The 21,344-nt window shown below is 69.0% G+C and carries 16 protein-coding genes; 3 read left to right on the top strand and 13 right to left on the bottom strand.

The window, feature by feature from the left end:
* Positions 1–29: 29 nt before the first annotated feature.
* Positions 30–1,889: a phage tail sheath C-terminal domain-containing protein gene (locus MYSTI_RS34190; protein ID WP_015352417.1), complete on the bottom strand. Its 1,860-nt coding sequence runs from the start codon at positions 1,887–1,889 to the stop codon at positions 30–32.
* A gap of 14 nt (positions 1,890–1,903) precedes the next feature.
* Positions 1,904–3,436, bottom strand: a complete 1,533-nt coding sequence (locus MYSTI_RS34185; RefSeq protein WP_201768940.1) for a phage tail sheath family protein — start codon at positions 3,434–3,436, stop codon at positions 1,904–1,906.
* A gap of 341 nt (positions 3,437–3,777) precedes the next feature.
* Between MYSTI_RS34185 and MYSTI_RS34180 the strand changes: the two genes are divergently transcribed.
* On the top strand, positions 3,778–4,761 hold the full coding sequence (locus tag MYSTI_RS34180; RefSeq protein WP_044900856.1) for a GlxA family transcriptional regulator: 984 nt from the start codon (positions 3,778–3,780) through the stop codon (positions 4,759–4,761).
* 98 nt (positions 4,762–4,859) lie between these two features.
* Entirely contained in the window at positions 4,860–5,465 is a 606-nt protein-coding gene (locus tag MYSTI_RS34175; protein WP_015352414.1) for an isochorismatase family protein, read from the top strand.
* A 46-nt stretch (positions 5,466–5,511) separates the two neighbouring features.
* Here the strand turns inward: MYSTI_RS34175 and MYSTI_RS34170 are convergent, their stop codons facing one another.
* From MYSTI_RS34170 to MYSTI_RS34160, 3 genes are read right to left on the bottom strand one after another with little or no spacing between them, the layout of a single operon-like run.
* The gene (locus MYSTI_RS34170) at positions 5,512–6,417 is read right to left on the bottom strand and encodes a hypothetical protein (RefSeq protein WP_015352413.1); all 906 of its coding nucleotides are present in this window, start codon (positions 6,415–6,417) and stop codon (positions 5,512–5,514) included.
* A gap of 21 nt (positions 6,418–6,438) precedes the next feature.
* Complete coding sequence (locus MYSTI_RS34165) at positions 6,439–6,762, bottom strand: hypothetical protein (protein ID WP_015352412.1); 324 nt, start codon at positions 6,760–6,762, stop codon at positions 6,439–6,441.
* A gap of 44 nt (positions 6,763–6,806) precedes the next feature.
* Complete coding sequence (locus MYSTI_RS34160; protein WP_015352411.1) at positions 6,807–7,946, bottom strand: hypothetical protein; 1,140 nt, start codon at positions 7,944–7,946, stop codon at positions 6,807–6,809.
* Positions 7,947–8,080: 134 nt separating this feature from the next.
* Between MYSTI_RS34160 and MYSTI_RS34155 the strand changes: the two genes are divergently transcribed.
* A complete protein-coding gene (locus MYSTI_RS34155) occupies positions 8,081–9,007 on the top strand; it encodes a type VI immunity family protein (RefSeq protein WP_015352410.1) in 927 nt (308 codons plus the stop codon).
* Between the two features lie 7 nt (positions 9,008–9,014).
* On the opposite strand, the gene MYSTI_RS34150 is transcribed toward MYSTI_RS34155, so the two are convergent.
* The 8 genes from MYSTI_RS34150 to MYSTI_RS34115 are packed head-to-tail and all read right to left on the bottom strand — an operon-like array spanning position 9,015 to position 21,164.
* Positions 9,015–10,121, bottom strand: a complete 1,107-nt coding sequence (locus tag MYSTI_RS34150; protein ID WP_015352409.1) for a 3-oxoacyl-ACP synthase — start codon at positions 10,119–10,121, stop codon at positions 9,015–9,017.
* The gene (locus tag MYSTI_RS34145) at positions 10,118–11,146 is read right to left on the bottom strand and encodes a DUF2169 family type VI secretion system accessory protein (RefSeq protein WP_015352408.1); all 1,029 of its coding nucleotides are present in this window, start codon (positions 11,144–11,146) and stop codon (positions 10,118–10,120) included. The genes MYSTI_RS34150 and MYSTI_RS34145 overlap by 4 nt, the downstream gene beginning before the upstream one ends.
* Before the next feature lie 6 nt (positions 11,147–11,152).
* Complete coding sequence (locus MYSTI_RS34140; RefSeq protein ID WP_144370202.1) at positions 11,153–13,150, bottom strand: hypothetical protein; 1,998 nt, start codon at positions 13,148–13,150, stop codon at positions 11,153–11,155.
* Positions 13,137–13,514, bottom strand: a complete 378-nt coding sequence (locus MYSTI_RS44005; protein WP_015352406.1) for a PAAR-like domain-containing protein — start codon at positions 13,512–13,514, stop codon at positions 13,137–13,139. Before MYSTI_RS44005 ends, MYSTI_RS34140 begins: the two co-directional genes overlap by 14 nt.
* 11 nt (positions 13,515–13,525) lie before the next feature.
* Positions 13,526–14,026 (bottom strand): hypothetical protein, encoded by a 501-nt coding sequence (locus MYSTI_RS44000; protein ID WP_015352405.1) that lies wholly within the window; start codon positions 14,024–14,026, stop codon positions 13,526–13,528.
* A 13-nt stretch (positions 14,027–14,039) separates the two neighbouring features.
* Positions 14,040–16,715, bottom strand: coding sequence for a type VI secretion system Vgr family protein (locus tag MYSTI_RS44280; protein ID WP_015352404.1), 2,676 nt, complete (start codon positions 16,713–16,715; stop codon positions 14,040–14,042).
* 9 nt (positions 16,716–16,724) lie between these two features.
* The gene (locus MYSTI_RS41170) at positions 16,725–18,941 is read right to left on the bottom strand and encodes a type VI secretion system Vgr family protein (RefSeq protein WP_015352403.1); all 2,217 of its coding nucleotides are present in this window, start codon (positions 18,939–18,941) and stop codon (positions 16,725–16,727) included.
* Between the two features lie 18 nt (positions 18,942–18,959).
* Positions 18,960–21,164, bottom strand: coding sequence for a type VI secretion system Vgr family protein (locus MYSTI_RS34115; protein WP_015352402.1), 2,205 nt, complete (start codon positions 21,162–21,164; stop codon positions 18,960–18,962).
* Between the last annotated feature and the right edge of the window lie 180 nt (positions 21,165–21,344).

The raw sequence follows: 21,344 nt of genomic DNA, 5'->3' as shown, positions 1-21,344 counted from the left end.
GAACGCCATCAGCGCGGGCTGGCCGCGATTCATACGCCCTGGCCCGCGAGCTGCTGAATCTTGAGGACCACGAACTCCGCGGGCTTCACGGGGGCGAAGCCGATGAGCACGTTGACGATGCCTGCGTCGATGTCCGCCTGCGTGGTCGTGTTCTTGTCGCAGCGAACGAAGTACGAGTCCGTCGGAGTGCGGCCCGCGAAGGCGCCCTGCCGGAAGAGCTGGTGCAGGAACGCGCCGACGTTGAGCCGCAGCTGGCTCCAGAGCGGCTCGTCGTTGCCCTCGAACACCGCCCAGCGCGAGCCGCGCAGCAGGCTCTGCTCCAGGTAGCTGGCCAGCCGCCGCACCGGCACGTACTTCCACTCGGACGCGGACTTGTCCTGGCCCAGCAGCGTGCGAGCGCCCCAGGCCACGCGGCCCATGCCGGGGAAGCCGCGCAGGCAGTTGACGCCCTCGCGGTTGAGCACCCCCTGCTCGCCGTCGGTGAGCGGGACACTCAGGTCGAGCACGCCCGCGAGCGTCGCGTCCAGGCCCGCGGGCGCCTTCCAGACGCCGCGAGTCGAATCCGTGCGCGCGATGACGCCCGCCACCACGCCGCAAGGAGGAAACGCGCGCAGCCGGTTCTGCTGTAGCGGGTCGGGTGCGAGCACCGTGGGGAAGTACTGCGCGCCATGCGGAGAGCGCAGCTGGCTCATCCACCCGGCGCCGTTCGACAGGCTGGTGTTGACCGCGTCGAAGTTCGACCACGACGGGGGCGGGTCGATGATGGCGAAGGCGCCGCGCGTGCGGCACCAGGGCAGCGCCGTGCCGCTCCAGAAGCCGGTGCGGTCGGCCTCACTGACCACGGTGACGCTGCTGGGGAACGGCACGCACAGGAGGTTGACGACGTCGAGCTCCTCCAGCGCATGCAGGCCCGTGCGGTTCGCCTCGCTGCCCGTGTACTGGGCGATGGTGGGAGGGTTGCCGTCCGTGCCGCCCGCGAGGGTGGCTGTCGCGGTGGTGAGCGGCAGCGCGCCTGGATTGCCGTCGAGCCGGATGAGCGACGAGCGGCTCGCCAGCACATCCCCCACGTAGGTGGGCGCGCCGGGCGTCAGCACGAGGTTGTAGTAGACCTCGTTCTCCAGCTCGCGGCCGGTGGCGTCGAAGCGCTGCGCCTGGAGGCCGAACGTGGTGCTGCCCGCGTCGCGCAGGAGGGTGACGACGATGCCGTTGGCCCAGCTCCCCTCGTTTGCCGCGACGAGGTTGAGCGTGGCGGCCACGGGAAGCCGCACCTCGACGCCATTGCTCAGCGTGGCGCCGGCCGTGGGGCGCGCGCTCGGCCCGGGACCGACGAGGGATGCGAGCGGAATCGCGGGGCTCGTGGCCGCGGGAGCCGCGATGGCCGCCGTGGGGTCGCTGCCCACCGTCAGCGAGACGGTGCGCGAGAAGGGCAGCTTGTCCGGATTCGTGTCGTCCTTGAGGACGACGTTGGCCACGTCCTCGGCCTGGAGGGTGAGGTCGTACGCGCCCGGTGCGCCGCCGTGGGCCACCGTCACGCGCAGGTGGTGGAAGCCCGCGCGCGCGGCAATCTGGGGGCTGACCGCGAGCACCATTCCCCCCGGCACGGAGGCCCCGGCCGTCGCCGAGCCATTGTCCACGCGGACGATGACGGCTTCGCGTCCTCCGTTCTGGAAGAACTGGCTGACGGTGTGGCCCAGCTCCCCCTGGTTCCACAGCCCCCCGAAGCCGCGCTCGAAGTCGGCCCACGAGGAGATGGGCGTGGCGTGATTGACCGGGCCGCGCCGCGCGCGTCCGATGAAGGCCGTGACGGAGGTGGAGACACCGGTGATGGTGCGCACTCCGCTCGGAAGCTCCTCGATGTAGACGCCTGGCGCTGCGAGATTGGCGGGCATGATTCGGCCTCGGCTCAGGTGGTCGCGCGGGTGATCTGCTGGAACTGGAGGATGACGAACTCGGCGGGCTTCAGCGGCGCGAAGCCCACGACGACGTTGACGGTGCCGCGGTCCTGGTCCGCGAACGTCGTCGTCTCCGAGTCGCACTTGACGAAGTAGGCCTCCTGCGGACGCTGGCCCTTGAATGCGCCGCGCCGGAAGAGCTGGTGCATGAAGGCGCCGACGGACAGACGGAGCTGGCTCCACAGCGGCGCGTCGTTGGGCTCGAACACCGCCCAGCGCGTGCCATCCTTGAGGTTCTGCTCGATGTAGAGCGCGAGCCGCCGCACGGGCACGTACTTCCACTCGGATGCGAGCACGTCCGCGCCGCGAGCCGTGCGCGCGCCCCACACCACGGGCCCCGCTCCGCCCAGCGAGCGCAGGGCGTTGATGCCCGCGGGGTTGAGGGTGCCGCATTGCGAGTCGCTGAGGACCAGCCGCGCGGACGCGTCCGTCAGCGTGGTGCTGAAGCCCTCGACGCCGCGCAGGCCCACGTCCTGTCCCGCCGGAGCCTTCCAGAGCCCGCGCTCCGCGTCGGTGCGCGCGATGGCGCCCGCGACCGAGCCACACGGCGCGAAGCTCGCCAGCCGCCCCTCCGCCAGCGGGTCCGGCAGCACGACGAGCGGGAAGTAGAACGCGGCGTTCTGGCTCACCAGGCTCGTCAGCCCCGTGCGCGCGGCGGCGGCCGTCACGGTGTTCCAGGAGGAGGGCGGGTCGACCAGGAGCAGCGTGAAGCGCTTCTCGCAGTACGCCGCGGCCGCGGTCCAGACGCTCGCCGGGAGCGAGACGGTCCGCTCCAGCGGCGGCAGGCAGAGCATGTTCAGCGTGTCCACGCGGTCGAGCGCGAAGAGGCCCTTGTGCCCCGACTCGAAGGTCGGGTCGGCGGCGTTCACGAAGTCGGTGGCCGTGAGCGCGCTGCCATCGCTGCCGTTGATGAGCGGCGAATGGGCGGCGTTGGCCGGGCGGTGCGTGCTGCCCGTCTTCAGCCGCAGCAGTTGCGACTCCTGCTCGAGCACGCGCTTGAGCGCGCGGGGGCTCGTGTCGGAGACGGACACGTTGAGGAAGCTCTCGCGCAGCCGGTCGCGGCTCGGGTCGTTCGGCGCCGCGGGGTCGACCTCTCGCACCGAGAGGTTGAAGACCTGGTTGACCTCGCCCGGGTCGAACGCGCCCGCGGCGGGGTCGCTGATGGTGACGCGGAGGTTCTCGCCCCAGTCGCCCGGGTTCGCGGCCTCGAGCACCACGCTGGCGGGGACACCTCCCGCGATGGTGGCCAGGCTGACCGACGCGGTCAGCGCACCGGGGGCCAGCCGCACGATGACGGCCTCGGTGCCACCATTCTGGTAGTACTGGTAGACGGCGTAGCTCAGTGTGCTGTCAGCCCACAGCCCACCGAACTTGCGCGCGAAGTCGTCGAAGGAGAAGCAGCGGGTCGCGGTCTCGACGTGTCCGCGCGCCGCGCGTCCCACGAAGCCCGTGACCGAGGTCGAGCCACCGACGATGCTGCGCACGGTGGCGGGGATCTCCTGGATTTGGACACCAGGATAAGGCAGCGGGACGGGCACGTCGCGACCTCCTTCGCCCCCTAGCGATTAGGTATTGGGGTGCGCGCACTGTTAGTATGTATCAGACATACGGCAAGCCAAAGGGCCACATGCCGATTGTGATGGGGGGACTGACGCGAGAGGGGGCCATCCAGGACGAGCAAGGTGTCCCATCGCGGGTGTCTTCACCTGCAGGTTGGCTATTGCTATGGGAGTGGAAGCCGACCTGCCATGTCGTGGCCCGTCGTGTCCGGAACTGACAGAACATCGTCATTGCGGACATGGGGTCCGATGAAGACGATGAGGGCATGTTCACGCGCCGCCGCGTCGTCATCGCGGTCTTCCCCGATGTCGACTTGTTGGATGTCACCGGTCCCGCCGAGGTGTTCGCCATGGCCAACCGGGAGACCGGGGGCAAGGCGGGCTACCTGATTCAGCTCGCGGGGCCGACCTCGGGAGTCGTCACCACGTCGGCGGGCGTGCGGTTGCTGACGGACCTCTCTTTCGCGGAGGTCGACGGGGTGGTGGACACGCTGCTGGTGCCGGGGGCGGTGGAGGTGCTGCCGAGCGGCCTGGCGCCTCGGATAGACCAGGACGTGGTGGCGTGGCTGAAGACGGCCGCGCCGCTGGCCCGGCGGGTGGCCTCGGTCTGCGTGGGGGCGCACTTGCTGGCGGCGGCCGGGCTGCTCGATGGGAAGACGGCCACGACGCACTGGTCGACGGCGGAGCGCCTGGCGGCGGACCACCCGGAGGTGAAGGTGGACCCCGACCCCATCTTCGTGCGGAGCGGGAGGATTTGGACGGGGGCGGGCATCAGCGCTTGCATGGACCTGTCCCTGGCACTGGTGTCCGAGGACCTGGGCGAGGAGGTGGCGCTCGCGGTGGCTCGCCAGTTGGTCATGTACCTCAAGCGTCAGGGGGGGCAGAGCCAGTTCTCCGTCCCGCTGAGCCGTCCACCGGCGTCGCGCAGGGACATCGATGACCTGCGGATGTACATCGCGGAGCACCTGGATGAGGACCTGTCCGCGGCGACGCTCGCGGCGCGGATGAGCCTGAGCGAGCGGCAGTTCGCGCGGGTGTTCCGTCAGGAGACGGGCACGACGCCCGCGGCGTATGTCGAGGCCGCGCGGGTGGAGGTTGCCCGCCGGCTCTTGGAGAGCACCGACCAGCCGCTCGAGGAGGTGGCCGTGGCGAGCGGGCTGGGCTCGGTGGAGACGCTTCACCGGGCCTTGCGCAGACAGATTGGGATTGCGCCCGCGGCGTACCGGCGCCGCTTTCGTGTCGTGAGTTGATTCAACGCTGTTTGTCTTTGTGTCGTGTCGCACCGGGTGTGGCCCGGTTGTCGGGTCGCGCCTTTGTTCATCCCCAGCACTGAAGAGGAAAGCCAGTCATGACCCCGTCCAAGAGCTTGCGTGCCGTCAGCGGCCTCGACAACCACCTGCCCCGGCTCGCCGAGTCGACGCTCATCTTCATCGACTTCCAGAACACCTACACCCAGGGCGTGATGGCGCTGGAGGGCGCGGACAAGGCGCTCGCGGCGGCGGCGCGCCTGCTGGCGGCGGCGCGTGCGGCGGGCACGCGGGTCATCCACGTCATGCACGATGGAGGCGCGGGCTCGCCGTATGACATCCGCGCGGAGATTGGCGCCATCTGCGCGGAGGTCGCGCCGGCGAAGGGTGAGCCCGTGGTGGTGAAGCAGGTCCCCAACTCCTTCCACGGCACGGACCTGGAGAAGACGCTGCGCGAGCTGAACGCGGGCAAGGAGCTGGTGCTGGCGGGCTTCATGACGCACATGTGCGTGGCCTTCACCGCGCAGGGAGCCTTCAACCTCGGCTACCGCCCCACCATTGTCGCGGAGGCCACCGCCACCCGCTCACTCGCCGCGCCGGATGGCTCCGTCGTGTCCGCCGCGACGCTGAAGACCTCGGCGCTGACCACCATCAGCGACCTGTTCGGCGTGGTGACCCCGAGCGTCAACGACCTGACCTCGAAGTGAGGAAGGGCGGGGTGCGCGAGGGGACCCTCGCGCACCCTGGCTCCCGCTACCAGAGCTTGGGAACGTCCTGGGTGCGGGCGATGAACTCCGCGATGGGGATGCTCCGGAACTGCTTCCCATCCTCGGTGTCGGCGAGTGCGGTGTCCGTGGCGAGCACGAGTCGCTGACGGGCATCGAGGGACATGGTCTTCATCCGAGGTTCCGCCTCGTCGAGCTGATTGCCGTGCAGGTTGAAGAGGCCATAGGTGCCACCTGCGACCCAGACCTGCTTCTGGTGCTTCACGATGCTCATCAACATCCCGGGCGACTCGGCGACCTCCGACCAGCCGTAGAGGCTCCCCTCCATTACGCCCGCGTCGCTACAGGCGTACATCTCGTCCTCGCTGACGACGTGGACAGCGGTCATCACGGCTTCCGTGAAGGAGGGGGCCTGGTGCCATTGCGTGCCGTCCCAGCGTGAGATGAGCCCCTCTCCACCGACTGCGTAGACCAGGTCCTGCGCGAGGCCATGTACGGCGACGACGTCGCCAGGGCTGGGGAGCTCCAGCCACTGCTGGCCATCCCAACGGAAGAACGCTTCTTCTCTCTTCCTCGAATGGGGCCCCCAGGCGAGCACGAACCGGTCATCGAGTCCCCAGATGCCCGCGACGACGCAGGGCAGGGCATGGAACTCCCAGGCCGGGCGCAGCGGGTCTTCCGCGCGATTGATATGGACACCGCCTCGGCGGGCGCTGCCTTCGGACACGTAGACCGCGCCGGAGGGGGAGCGCCAGAGGGAGGTGAGCCAACCCACCTGTCCGAGCAAGGTGAAGACGCGGCCGTCCACCACCTGCCCGACCCAGGATTCCGCGTGGTCCTCCATCCAGGGCTTGCCGTCCCAGCGGTCCGCCAGGAAGTGACAGTCCCAAGCCGAATCACCGCTGGCCTTGCGGAACACATGCGCGAACTTCATGGGGCGCCTCGGGGAGGGGGGTCAGTAATCCGCGGGGTCGAGTTCGATGAGGCTCTTGAACCGGAAGACCTCGGGGTGGGCTTGCTTCAGCGCATCCATGCTCTGCTGGACCAGCTTCTGGAGCTCCGGGCTGTTCTCCTGGAACTTCGTTCCATACATGAAGCTGTACACGATGGTTCCAGGCGCCTGGCGGTCCGGCATGGCTCGGTAGAAGGAGAAGCGCAGGGAGCCCAGTACATCCACATCGACCTCGTCATCGGGCGTGAAGTTGCCATGCTTGATGAGGTAGTCGTTGATGAACGACGTGGCGGTTTCGGCGGCGATGTCGATGTCTTTTGGACTCATGCGAGGTATCTCCAGGTATCAATGGGACGGATTTCCAGGCGAGCTCATCCGGTGCGCCCGTTGACTCGCGGGCTGGCGGCGCCACCGGTTCCCCTGAGGCGGGCGCCCTGTTCGGCGCGGCAGCGGGCCCTCCGGAACCGGCTGGACCTTGTCTTGGCCCGAGTGACGGCTCTCGCGGCTTCTGCCGCGTCAGGAGTTCCCTGGGCGGCGGTGTGTGCCGCGACGGCATTGCTCGTGTTCTGGTCCAGGTGGGCCTGATACTGGTCTTGAAGGGGCGGAGGGGGAGGTGCGCCAGCGAACGAAGCGGGAACGTCGCTCTCCCGTTCGTGCTTGCTCATGTTGTCCACCATCCGCTGCTTCATCTGTGCTTCGGCCTTCCGTCGCCAGTTGTTGACGCACTCGACGGCGGATTTTCCGTTGATGGTTTCCGAGGGAGCGCAAGAAGGCGCCTTCGCGGTGCCCAGGCCCGAGCCCGCCGCACCGCCTGGGCCACCCGCACTGCTCGCCGAGCCGCCCGCGCCGCTTCCACTCGTGCCCGCGGCACCCGTCGGTTGGTTCCTGGCGGCGCGCTCGGAGGTTCGCCATCGCTGTCTGTGCTCGCTCACGAACTTCTTCACGCGGGCATCTTCATCGGCCTGGCGGTCCCTCTGGCGATACTCGTCCTCGGGCCGGCCCATCTCGGCGTTCTCGTTCCGCCGTCGCTGGGCGTCCGCGTTCTCCCGGGTGGTATGGCGTCCGTGCCCCAGGTTCTCGTGTGCCATGCCTTGCTGGGGAACCGCGGGGGCGTACTCCGTCTCATACCCGTCGATGACGTTCTGACAGGGGTCCCCGCGCGCATCGTTCCCCATGTCATCCGAGCCTTCATCCCGGAAGTTCGAGTCGCGCACGAGATGGCCGGACTGGCAGGAGCTGAGGTAGCGGTCTCCCGCGGTGGGGCGCTCGAGGGGCGTGCCGTCCTTCATCCCGCTGGCGAACTCCGCGTCGGTTGCGTTGTCCCAGCGGTCGCACTTGGCTCGGGCCTCCTGGTTGAGCGCGGCGACGTGCTTGTAGGAGCCGAACCAGTCCGGGTTCAGCTTGGACTTGATGAGCAGCTCCTGGCATCGCTGGGAGAAGAAGCTGCTTCCGCCCGCCTCGAGATAGAGGAGGGTGGTGTGCGGAGGAGGAGTGGGAGCGCTGCCTGCCATGCGGCACCTCTTCGCGGCCCCCTATTCCTACCACATGATGCGGACCTCGTTGATGCGGGGGCTCTGCCGTCCTCTTGCTGCATGCGGCGCGATATCGGCCTAGATTCCATGGCAGGTTGCCAGGAGCTGCCAGGATGACGAAGCCGCGTGGACCCGGGGTTGATGTGCTCGAGGACAACCCCGCAGCAACGGTGACGCGCTGTGCCCTGGGGCTGACCCTCTATCTCGACGAGCCCCTCGTCTGGGCGGGCGAGGGAGCGGTGGCTCTCCTCAATCGCTACCTCAAGCTGGCACCGGTGGAGCGGCTCGCCTGGTACACCACCTCGACGCTTTCGGAGTGGCGCCGCTTCACGCCTCGGGTGGCCGAGGATGTCTTGCGCTCTCTTGCCGTCCCTTGGTCCGAGGTCCGCGTCCGACACCTGTTCACTTTCAGACTCGTGGATGACCTCGGGGCCCCCGGGCTCGGGTTCATCTACAAGGAGATGGAATCGTCCCGCGGCCGAAAGGGCTTCCTCCAAATCCTCCTTCCCGAAGAGCACGACCCCGCCCAACTGCTCCAGGTGGCGAAAGAGATTGGCGAGCGCTGGCCCGTGTTGTGCGGGGTTGGTGGGTACGTGGGCACCTGGAACGAGTGGGTCAAGTCCACGGCGTTCTGGAGCCTGTACCGCTCCAGTCATCGCTACCTCGGGCTCGACATCCAGGACCCGGACTCCATGGCCTGGTCTGTCTCCGAGGGCCTCCCTGGATGCAATTGGCTCACCCTTGTCGGCGCGAGGCTTGCTCAGACACTCGAGCTGGATGTGCCCGCGCTCCAATCACATCCCTGGCGGAAGGGCGTCCAGGTCCACGCGCTGCGCGGAGCCACGCTCATCCAGGCGGGAGAGGCGCCCACGCTCGGGGACGTCAACGCGCTCGAGTACCCCAGCGCCTACGCGGAAGCCGCGCGCGTCCTGGAGCCGTACTTCGTGAAGGCGCCGACCGAGTACTGGGGCGGCTTCCAGGAAGAGCAGAAGACCCGCCCCTGGCTGCATCGCCTCGCCCACGTCGAAGAGCTGGGCTGAGGACTCCTCACGTCTCCTTGGAGAGGAGCACGACTCCGCGTGCCCCGCCGACACTGGAGCCGGTCAGCAGGCAGTTGCTGGCGGCGGGGTCTCCTCGCAGCATCCCTTCCACGGCGATGGCCAGCCCCGTGGGCATCGCGGCGGCACCCAGGTCTCCCAGGCACTCCGACAGGAAGTCGAGCGTGGATTCGGGGGGCATCACGTCATGGGCCACGCGAGGCCAGGCGAGCTGGAACTCATGCACCCGCAGCTCCTCCGCGGTCATGTCGGAGAGCCACCAGTCCAGGGAGCGCCGCTCCTCGCGCAGCCGCTCGGACACCACGCGGCCCGCACGCGACAATCCCTCGGCCCGGCAGGGAATGTCGTTGTCCTCGGTGGCGGCCTCGCGGTCCGTGGCCACGGAGTCCAGCCGCGCGAGCACGGGCCACCGCATGCGCTTCGCCACGTCCGGTCGGGTCAGCGCACAGAACGCCGCACCTTCGCCTCCCACGAACGAGTTCAGGTTCTCCCCGTCGAAGATGCGCTCCCGGTCGAGCAGCTCCTGGACGACCTCGGGGTCGTAATGCGTATCCACGCCTCCGACGAACGCCACGTCGACCTTGCGCTCGCGCAGCGCCACGCCCGCCTCGATGAGCGCGAAGGCGAGGGACGCATGGCCTCGGGGCTCCACGTGGAGCAGGGGCTTGGAGACACCTCGTTCCTCCAAGACTCGCATCAAGGCCTGCTCCACCCGCCGCCGCTGTGCCCCACTTCCCTGCGCGCTGTTCTCGACCATCCGCTCGGGCAGGCAGAGCACCAGCGCCACCACGGCCTTGGGGGGCAGCTCCCCCAGGTCCTTCAGCAGCTGGCTCAGGGTTCTCGTCGCGATGGGGACGAGCCGCTCCGCTCCGGAGTCGCGGGTCGGCAACGTCCGGATGGGCGCCATCGTCACCTTCCGTCCATTGCGCGCGCGGAAGGGCGTCTCGGCGAACGCGGACAGCTCGGCGCGGCGGAAGGCCCACGTCTGGTAGGGCGAGAAGGCCAGGCCATTCCACGCGGCCGTTCCCACGATGAGCGGGGATGTGCTCCAGCGTCCGCCGAAGTGGACCGAGTCGAGGGTCTTCGGAGGACTCACCGCAGCTCCTTCTCGACGACCTGGACGGAGTGCAGGCGCCGCGACGGGCGGGGCACCGGCACGGCGGTGCGCCACGTCAGCTCCAGGCTCTGGTCGTCCGAGGGCCGCAGCAGCACGGTGTCCAGCACCGGCCGATAGTCCGTCACGCCCTGGTCCGTCCGAGCCCTCACGCCGAAGAACAACCGGGGCAGCGCGAAGTGGTACGCGCCACCCGCGGAGAGGTTGAGCAGCTTCACCATCTCGCCGCCTTTCAGGTACTCGGGGCAGATGAGCTCTGGCGGCGCGCATTGGTTGTGGCGCTCGTCGAAGTCCAGGGGCAGCAGCGGCATGCGCTCCTTGCGCCAGGCCTCATCCACGGTGCCGGTGTAGCGTCGTCGCGGCTCCCAGTGCCGCCCGATGGCCCCCACTCCCGCGGGCGCGGGGCGCGTCCGCGGGGAAGAGATGAGGTCGCGCGGGTCCTCGATTTGGGGCGCGAGCTGGTGCACCAGGGTGGCCGTGTCCCGCGCGACGCCGCGCCCCAGCGGGTTGCGAGGCTCCTCCACGGGCGGCTTGCGAGAGTCGCTCGCATCGAAGCCGCCATAGGCGAGCTCCCACCGCAGCGGCACGCTCGTGAAGGGCTGCGCGGGGCCGAGCGCCACCCCGAGCGCCCCCGAGTACCAGACGCGTGTCCCGAAGACGCGCAGGCCCTTGGAGACAGGGCCCACCTCGATGTGGACATCCAACTGCTTCACCGGCTGGCTCGCCTTGCTCATGGCGTGGCCCACGACGAGCACATCCGTGGAGGGCTTGCGGATGCACACATCCGAGGGGAGCTGGATGCTGCTGGCCTCGGGGGCCTTCTTGTCCCAGGGCTCGTCCGTGTAGCGCACCTCCGCGCCCGGCGTTCTCGTCACGCGCCCGCTGCCCGGGGTGATGGTGAAGCGCTGCTTGATGAGGACCACCACCAGGTTGCCCCCATCCATGCCAATCTGGGGGACGAGGGCGACCGTGGAGTTCGTGCCGTTCTGCAGCTCGGGCGTGTTCACGTCACATCACCTCGCATACCGCGTGGCCCACCCTTCGGCCTTGTTCCGCCGGAGCCCTGACTCCACGTGGGCTTTCCACGCCTCGAGCTGCCGGAGTTGCCTCACGACGAAGTCCTCTCGCTCCAGGGGGATGTCACCGCCGGTCCGGACCGCGAGCTCCACGTGGACCCACCGCCTGGGGGCTGGCACCGAGGTCGGGGACTCGAGCTCCCACAGGGAGGTCTTCGGACTCCATGGATGTCCGAAGCGATAGCGCGTCCCGCTCTTGGCGTTGCGTCCATGCTTCGCCCACCACGCGGACCAGAGCGAGGCCTTCTCAGAGAGCTCCGCCACGGGCTGGGGCTCGACGAAGGGACAGAGGAAGGGCTGCTCTTCTCGGGAGTACTCGGGAGGGGGCGCCTGGTCGGTGAGCGAAGCCCCCGTCAGCCGCTGCAGGGCCCCCAGCGCCGCGACCTGGGTCGCCGCCTCCTTCCCCGCGAGGTGCTCCAGCAACATCTCCACGAACGAGACATCCCCCAGCCACCCGAGCGCGCTGAGCACCGCTGGGGCAGGGTGGGCCGCCATCGCCGCGCGGAAGTCCTCCGCGCCGCTCGCATCCGTGGCGACGGCGAGGAACATCGCCGCGTCCGCGAAGCCGCCCCGGCCATTGCGAGTCAAGGACCGCGCACGCTCCAGGCCCAGCGTGCTGCGCCGGAGCAACGCGCCTTCCAGCGCGGCGCGGACGACCTCCTCGTCCTCATGCCGCAAGGCCGTGTCGAGCACCTCGGGCGGCACGCTCCCTTGCGCCGCGCCCAAGCCCTGACTCGCGGCCCGGACCACGTCCAGCTCCGAGTCGCCCAGGCCGCGCTCCACGTCGGCCGCCAGAAGGGCTCTCCGACGCGACAGGATGCGCAGTCCCACGGCGCGCTGAGCGGCCTGCTCCGCCGACAGCCAAGGGCGCACGGCCCGCTCGATGCCCGGGTGCGGCGCGAGCGCGAGTGCATCCGCCACCGCCTCGGCCATCCGCGGCTCGCGAAGGTCCACGGTGCGGATGATGCGCAGCGCCTGGTCCAGCGAGTCATTCCCCGCCTGGGAACAGAACAGGAACACATGGGCCCAGGTGAGCTCCACATCGGGCTCCGGCCGCTCCTCCAGCACCTTCACGAGCCGGGGGAGGACCTGGACGCCACACGCGATGATGGCATCCACGCGCCGCAGCAGGCGTTGCTCGGTGCGCTCGCTGTTGCGCCAGGTCGTGAGGGGCCGGGCTCGGCGCAGGAGGCCGAACATGCCCAGGTCCTCCAGGCACGTGCGGGCATGGCCCAGGAGCAGCTCCTCCTCGTGCTTCAGGTCGCCGAAGTGGAAGGACAGCGCCTCCTCGTCCGTGATGGGCGGAGTCCCGGCTTCTGGCGCCGGAGCGAGGGGCTTGTCCTCCGCGGACTCGAACGCCGCCAGTCGCGCCTGGGCCTTGGCCAGCAGGGCATCCAGCTGCGCGAGTGTCGTGACGGGCGGAGGGGCTGGAGGTGGCGGCGGTGGTGGGGCCGCGGGCTCCGGCAGCTCCGGCAGGGGAATGGCGGGGAGGAGGATCTCCCGGACGCTGTCGAGCAGCCGAGGCTCTCGGAGGCTGGCGCGAGGAGGCTCGCTGGACGCCACGTGGACATCCTGAGTCCCGCCCTCGATGGCGAAGGACTCTCCCACGGAGCGAATCACCGCCTTCATGGCCTGCTCGAGCAACGCCAGCTCGGCGAGCCCTCCCGGGTCCTGCGTGGGCACCTGGGCCAGGAGCCGAGCCGCCGAGTGGAGGTTCGCGGCCATGTCTCGCAGGTGCTCGCGCCGACGCCCCGCCTCCCCCCGCGCCGCGTGGGCCTCGTAGACCTTGCGCAGCGCCTGGGCGAGCTGCGCCTCGGCCTGCCGCAGCGGAAGCGTGGCATCCGCCACGGCGCGCAATCCGAGAAGGGCTTCGTCGAGCAGTGCTTGGACTGTCTGGAGGCCGACCCGTTCCGTCGAGCCCCTATCGGGAGTCACCGAAGCCCACATTGCCCGTGATGCAGACGGGCCTTCCCTCGAAGTGCACGGTGACGGCTGGAACGGGGAGCCCCCATGCAACGCCTCTGTTGACGCCCGCCACCGTGATGTCCTTGGTGAGCGCCACGCCGGCCTCGTTGCCCTTCATGTTCCCCGTCTTGCAGAACGAGCTGTGGACGTTCTTGCTCTCAATCTCGATGTCGCTGCACTTGACGCTCAGCGAGCCCGAATCCCCCATGATGGGGTAGGGCATGGGGAGGGGGCTGGGGGCGGCGGGCGTGTAACACATGTTCGGGACGGTCCCGATGACGTTGTGTTTGCTCTTCTCTCCGACGACCGCCATGCCTAACGCGGTGACGCTCATGGTCGCGGCTCCTAGTTCAGCTTGATGAGGGTGGCGAGGACCTTGGCCACTTCCCGCGCCCGGGTGAGGACACGGTTGGCGTACAGCTCCACCTCGGTGGAGGTCACTTGAACGAAGGAGCCGGGGACGCGCAGCAAGACCTTCTCGTCGGCGACGACCGAGAAGCCGCGCACTCGCGCGTCGACCCTTCCCTGGCGGTCCACCTGGAGCGCGCGCTGGGTGGTGAGCAGGCCCACGATGACGGGAGCCTCCACCGCATCCACGATGACGCGCGCGCCCGAGGCGAGCGCCTCCTCGAGCAGGGCGGGGTCCACCGAGGGGTCCACGGAGAGGACATGCTCGGTCGCGCCGATGCGGACCCGCCATCCCGTTGCCTCCCGTGCCACCAGCCGCCCCATGCACATGGGGGGCAGTGCTGCTTCAGGGGCACGTGCCAGCCGCATCTGTCGCGCGGGCTCGTCCGGAGTCTCGGCCTCGCCGCGCTCCACGCTCTTGAGTGCTTGAAAGCTCATGGTGTCATCCTCTTCAACCTGGAACGATGGCGGGGGGATTCATCGAGATTTGTGACGTGCCTTCGATGGTGACGCTCAGCGCGCCCTTGATGGTGACTCCGCCGGAGTCGACAATCACCTCGGCCAGGCCACACTTGAGCGTGACCTTCCCCGAGGCTTCGAGCGCGACCTTGCTGGCCGTCACCGTGCTCGCGGCGCCCGCGGTGATGGAGTGGCCCCCCGTGATGTCCTGCTTCTGGCTGGCCACGGTGATGGCCACGGCACCCGTGGCATCGATGGCGAGCGCCTTGGACACATTCACGACATAGGCCCCGACGGTCTCGAACTTCGCGACGCCCACCTGCTCGTTCTTGCCTCCGCGAATCAGCTCGACGCGCGCGGCGCCGACGGTCTCCGTCGAGTTGCCGCCCACCGCGAAGGACACACCTGTCGCCGAGTTGATGGCCGCCAGTGCCCCGATGTCCTCGGTGACCGCGCCCTCCACCGTCGTCCCCCAGGTGCCAGAGCCACCGCCACCCCCACCGCCGCCGCCTCCTCCTCCACCGCCTCCTCCGCCTCCGCCTCCGCCTCCGCCCCCACCACCGCCGGAGTCACTGGGGGCAGGCATGCCCGCGCGAGCCAGGGCCCCGCTCGCCACGGCTTGCGCCATGCCCGCGGCCATCGACGCGGCGTCACCCTGGTCCGCGCCTCGGGCGAACTGTCCGACACTCGACCCGAAGACGGCGACGGCGGTGTTGTCTCCACCGAACAGGGCCGCGGCGGGGCCCGCGAGCTCCGCGGCGGGGCCCAGCGCGCCTCGGGCCGCGTTCAGCGCGGGGGCGATGGGGCCGAGCAGCGTGGCCTCGGCGCGGCTCGCGGCTCCAGCCGCGGCACCGGAGGCGGCGGCAATCGCCTCGGAGGCGATGACTTCGAGCACGGCGGCGATGGGATTGCCGACCTGCATGTTCTCCAGCCCACCGACGGTCAGCTTGACGTCTCCGGTGATCTCCTCGGAGACGGCCCCGGTGACCTTGACCGTGCGAGTGGCCCCCACGCTCACCTTCTGGTCCTTGCCCACCGCCGCGTTGTGGATGCCCTTGACGGCCACCTTCTCGCCGGCGCCGACGGACATCGTCCGGTCCGTGCCGACGGTGTGGTTCTCGTTGACGGTGACCTTGGCGAGCTTGTCGTTGGCGACCTTGATGCTGATGTCGTGGGCCCCGTTGATGTAGACGCGCTGTCCATTCGCCGAGTCATCGAAGCTGACCTCGTTCGAGCCTCCGGCTCCTGGCGAGGAGTTGGAGCGATGTCCGGACACCGTCTTCTGCGCGGGCAGGCTGTAGTCCGGCGGGTTCAGCGGGTTGTAGACGCGCCCCAGACAGACGGGGCGGTCCGGGTCCCCGTCGATGAACTCGACGAGCACCTCCCAGCCGATGCGGGGAATCATGACGGAGCCCGTCGTGTGCGCCTGGCTGACGCGGACCCAGCAGGAGGACTTCTCGTCCATCTGTCCGTCGCGGTCCCAATGGAACTGCACCTTCACCCGCCCGTGCTCGTCGCAGTGCAGCTCCTGCCCCGAGGGGCCCGTGACGCGCGCCGTCTGCAGTCCCACGATGCGCGGCCGAGGTGTGTCGCGCCTGGGGCGGAACGGCTGGTCCACGGGTACCACGTCGAACGCCACCTCACACCGGGCGCTTCCCTTGTCCACGAGCGGGCCCGGCTGCTCTTCGGAGTGAAAGCGCACGTGGAGGCGGGAGCTCGTCACGAAGTATTCGCCGTCCGCGAAGGGGTGACCCTCCAGGGACACGCGGCGGCCTGGAGTCAGGCCCACCGAGTTGGAGCGGGCCTGGGCCGACTTGCGCCGTCCGCGCAGCTCCTCCAGCCGCCGCTGCGCCAGCCGCTTGCCCTCCGCGGGCAGCGTGTAGCGGCCGGGATACTCGTACCACTCCGACTGGATGGCATCCTGGGCGACGTGCTCCGCGGCCAGCTTCTTGGACGGATGCAGCATGTCGTAGTCGTCCAGGCTCACCTTGGAGACGGCGGCGCGCACCGCGCCTCGCCAGTCCCACACGGAGACGGTGTCACCGCCCCGCGCCGAGTCGAAGCGGAAGGGCAGGCTGGCGGGCTCCATCGTCTCCGCCGACGCGCTGGCGTCCGAGAGCACCATCACATGGCCCTCGGCGTCGTGCTCGAACGCGAACCAGATGCCCTCCTCCTCGAGCAGTCGGCACACGAAGTCCCACTCGGACTCGTGGTACTGCACGCAGTACTCGCGCTTCGGATACGAGCCCTCCAGCGTCCAGCGCAGCAGCTTCGCCTCGACCCCCGCGTCCTTGAAGAGGGCCTTCACGATGTCCGGCACGGACATCTCCTGGAAGATGCGGAAGCCGTACCGGTAGGAGATGAGCCAGGGCAGTGGCACGAGGGTGAGCCGGTAGCGGACGCGCTGCTCCGGGTCATCCGTGGCGACGACGTGGATGCGGTCCACGACGCCCGACAGGTTGCGCACCTGGCCGAACGCATCCGTGAGCATCACCTGGACGGAGCCGCCGCGCGCCTCCTCCAGGTCGAGCTCTTGCGTGGAGAAGTCCAGCTCGACGACGAAGCGCCGGGAGACCTCCTCGTGTGTTCGCAGGGCGTGGACCACCAGCTCCCCCTGTTGTCCGGGGATGATGGCGGTGACGCTCACGGCCTGGGATGCGTCGCTCATCGGTCGGCCTCAGTTGCCTTTGTGCATCAGTTGGTTGAGCACCGAGACGTTCTTCACCTTGACGGTGGGGGCCTTGATGGTGACCTGGCCACTGGCCAGGAGCTCCACCATGCAGGCCCCGCCGCGGATGACCAGCTTGTTCTCGGCGGTGAAGGTGATGTTCTGGGCCTTCACCTTCAGGCCCCCGCCCGCGCTGATGGCCACCAGCCCCTTGGCCGTGTCCGTCCTGCTCCCGCCACACTTGATTTGCTCGACGCCCGCGGTCATCGCGTAGCCCGCCCCGCAGGTGACGGACATCTGCTTGGCCTTGATGAACTTCAGCGCGCCGATGGTCTCCTTGAAGTTCGTGGACACGGAGACCAGCCGGCTCTTCCCCGCCAGCTCCAGCCAGGCGGCGCCCACCTTCGTGGTGGAGTCCCCCACCACCTTGCGCGTGTAGCCGGCGATTCCCGTCACCACCTGGAGCGCCGCCACCTGACGCTTCAAGGTTCCCTTGATGCTCTCGGCCAGGTCTCCCCCCACCTTCACCATGCGGGCGCCACCGACGTCCGTGCTGAGGCTTCCACCCACGCCATCCGAGTAGTCCCCTCCCACGTTGATGTTCTGGTTCGCACCGACGCTGAGGGTCCGGTTGCCCGTGACGTTGGCGTAGTGGTTGCCCCCCACGCTCAGCACATGCTCCACCCCGACGGAGACGCTCTCCTTCTTGGCGACCGTCATGTCCGAGTTGTTGTCCACCAGGAGCGTGAAGTCCTTGGAGGCGTTGAAGAAGATCTCCTCGGCCCCCGCCGCGTCCTCGAAGCGCAGCTCGTTGGCGCCCGAGCCTCCGCCCGTGGTCGCGCTCTGGATGGAGCTGCGCGTGGCGCCTCCTGGCAGCGCATACGGTGGGGCCTGCTCGGCGTTGTAGAGGTGTCCGGCGACGAAGGGCCGGTCGAGCTTCCCCTGCTCGAAGTCCACGAGCAGCTCGAACTCCACGCGGGGGATGATCAACGAGCCGCTGAGCGGGAGCTGGCCCACCCGCAGCCAGGTGGAGCTCCGGTCATCCGTGAGGCCGGAGCGGTCCCACGGGAAGCGCACCTTCACGCGTCCGAACCCGTCGGTGTGGATCTCCTCGCCGGAGGCCCCCGTGACGAAGGCGAGCTGCGTGCCCCCGATGAGGGGCTCGTGGGGCGCTTCCACCGGACGGAAAGGCACCTCGAGCGGAACGGCGGTGACGTCGTTCGAGTAGAAGCCTTGCGCCTCGGCCGTGTCCTCGACGGAGGCCCGGTGCACCACCCGGGTGATGAGGAGGTCGAGGTTGGCTTCGGCTCGGCCATGTCCCGTCACGCAGAACGTCCGGCCCGGCTCCAAGCGGGGGCAGGAGCTCCTTCCCCGGTGCACCCGGGTCCCCAGGCGCAGCCGCTCCATCAGGCGCCTGGCTCGCGTCCGCCCCGCCGCGACTTCGAGGAAGTCTCCGGGATGGTCGTAGACCTCTCGCCCCGAGGCGCCCTCGCCGCTGTGCTTCGCGGAGAGGTCCACGGCGGGGCGCTTGAAGTCGTAGTCGCGCAGGAACACCTGGTCCGAGGCCATGCTCCGGCCATCGCGGAGGTCGCGGATGACGTCGTCGTCGAGCTGGGTGCTGTCCCGGTCCACCAGGAGATGCGAGCCCGCGATGGGGGGCGCCTGGGTGCTGTCGTCGAAGAAGCGCACCCGCGCGGAGTCCGCGCCCTGCTGGACGGCGAAGGCGATGCCCTCGGCGTGAAGGAGGCGGGAGATGAACGCGTGGTCGCTCTCGTTGTACTGGACCACGTTGAGGAGCGGGGTGGGGCGCTCGGACAGCTCCCAGTCGTAGGTGTCGGAGAGCCCCGCCTCGTCGAGCACGCTCGAGACGATGTCCTGGACGGACTTCTCCTGGAAGATGCGGGACGCGCGCCCGAGCTTGAGCGGCTCCAGGGGTGACGCGATGACGACGTGGAGCTGGAAGGCCTCTTGTTGGATGGCCTCCAGGCTGGCCTCGGTCACCACGCCATGAAAGGGCCGGCTCTCGGCGTCCTCCTTCAGGCCGATTCGAAGCGTGGCGGGGGTTCCCAGCAGCGAGTCCAGGTCCACCAGCTCCGGGGTCTCCGCCGTGAGCTGGACGGTGCACCCCTCGGAGAGGGCCTCGGTCGCCTCCATCCGCAGGACGCGGAAGGCGCTGGGCTCGAACCCCTCCAATGTCAGCTCCAAGCGCAGTGTCCGCATCCGCATGCGACCCCCCTTCGATTCCTAGGGCTTGTAGTTGATCTTCCCCTTGAACTTCACCAAGGCCTTGCCCTGGATGCCTTTCGCATCGACCGTGACGGTCGACCCCGACAGCTCGAAAGGCTTGCCGCCCCCCTTCAGCTTGGCTCCACCCGGCGCGGTGATGAGCACCGTCTTGGCTGTCAGGGTGAAGTCCTTGCCCACCTTCTCGGAGATGGGGCCCGCGGCGGTGATGGCCACCGCGCCCTTGGCCTCCAGGATGATGTCCTCGCCCGTCTTGAACTGCGCCACGCCCGTGGTGAGCACCTTGGCGGCTCCGATATCCTCGGCCTTGGCTCCCGTGAGCAGCTCGAGCTTGGCGCCGGCCACCGACTCGTCCTTCGCGCCGCCCACCGCCTCGACGATGGCGGTCGCGCTGTTGATGGAGAGGGCCGCGCCGACCGTCCGGTCGCACGTGGCGTTGAAGCTCTCCAGCACGTGGTTGGCCAGGACGTTCATGGGCCCGGTGATGGTGTCGGTGCGGGTCCCATCGACGGTCTGGGAGGCGTTGCCGGTGACGCCCCAGTCATCCACGGCGCTGACCTGGACCGTCTTGGTCCCGGTGGTCTCCAGCACCGCATTGCCTGTCACGCTGAGGCCCTGGTCGGCGCCGACATCCACCTTCTCATTGCCACCCACCAGGGTCGTGGACTGCTGGCCCACCTCTTCCTTGGCGTTGTTGACGACCTCCTCGGAGAGGTCATTCCCGGTGACGAGCTTCAGGTCCTTGGAGGAGTGGATGAAGAGCTCCATGCCTCCGTTGCCGTCCTGGAGCCGGACCTCGTTCGTGCTGCCGCCTCCCGGGGAGGTGGCGGACTGGAGCGAGGATTGGGTCTTCTCCGCCGGAAGGCCATACGGCGGCATCGTCTCCTGGTTGTAGAGCTTCTGCAGGACGATGGGGCGGTCCGGGTCTCCGTTCAGGAAGCCCACGTCCACTTCCCAGCCCACGCGAGGCAGCAGCATGCTGCCGCTGGTGTTCTGCTGTTGCACGCGCATCCAGCAGGAGGCCTTCTCATCCACCGCGCCCTCGCGGTCCCAGTAGAAGTGGACCTTGATGCGCCCGAACTCGTCGACGTGGATCTCCTCGCCAGGAGGCCCGGTGACGACCGCGCTCTCCTTGCCCCAGGCGCGAGGGCGGGGCGTGCGGCGAGGCGGCCGGAAGTCGACTCCGTCCGACGGAATCGCTCGCAGGGTGGTGCCGTGGTTGGCGCCCTGCCCCTCCTGCTCCGTCCGGGTCAGGGCGTAGTCATGCTCCACCTGGAGGATGAAGTACTCCTGGCTGAGGAAGGAGGGCAGGGCGTCGAGCACCGTGAAGAGGCGCCCGGGCTGCAACCGGAGGCTGTTGCTCCGGGCCTCGAGCACCATGCGCTCCTGCACCTGCTCGCTGAGTCGATGGCGCGCGCGCCGGACGCCGTCCGAGGGGCTGAGGAAGTATCCCGGATACTCGTAGCGCTGATAGCCGCCCTCGCTGGCGCGCTCCTGGGCCTCCAGGGGCTCCGACGGTGTCTGCCAGTTCCAGTCGCGCGAGGCGTATTGGCTCGTGATGTTCTGGGCGGTGAAGACGAGCTCCGTCACCTGCTCGGTCTGGGCCGAGGTGAGGGCGGAGCGGGTGTATCCCAGCGCGGGGACGCCGGAGATGGGCTGATAGGCGCTGGAGGCGTCGGCCAGCTTCAACACGTGGCCGTCCGTCGAGTGCTCGAACCAGAAGAAGATGCCCTCGTCCTCCAGCAGCCGGAGCACGAAGTCCAGGTCGCTCTCCTTCCACTGGGTGCAGTACTCCCGCTTCCCGCAGTCCTGTGAGAGCTGCCACTCGATGGACTCGGCGGGGAGGCCCGCCTTCTTGAAGACGTCCTGGATGATCTCCACGGCGCTCTGCTGCTGGAAGATCTGACTCCGGCTCCGGTAGCGCAAGCCATTCAGCGCGGGGCGCAGGCGCAGCCGGTAGACGAAGCCATGCTCGGCGAGCTTGCAGAGATACTCCGCCTCTTCCACGACGCCGTGGAAGCAACGCGGCTCAGCGCCTTCCTCCGGAGCGGATGTCTCGAGGACCAGTGCCCCCGAGGTCCCGACGAGCGCGGCCAGGTCCAGGTCCGGGGTGTCGCACGCGAACTGGGCGTCGACATCGAAGAGCTCCGACAACGCCTCGCGCGTCGTGGCGCGCAAGACGGTGGTCTCCGCAGGGAGCTCCATGTGAACGAGACGCGCGTGTATCCGCAAGGGCTCACCGCCGCCAGACAGGTCAGGAGCGCAGTCTCAATGGCAACCCTGTCATCGCGCAACTCTCCCCCGAAAGGGCTGCGTACAATTCCAGGCATGCGGTATCTGCGGGCCGCCCGTCGTCACGACGGGCAGGCCCTGTCCTGCTTGGAG

Source organism: Myxococcus stipitatus DSM 14675, from assembly GCF_000331735.1.
GTDB lineage: Bacteria > Myxococcota > Myxococcia > Myxococcales > Myxococcaceae > Myxococcus > Myxococcus stipitatus.
Note: the sequence above shows the minus strand (reverse complement) of the source record. Positions and strands in the feature narration are given on the sequence as shown.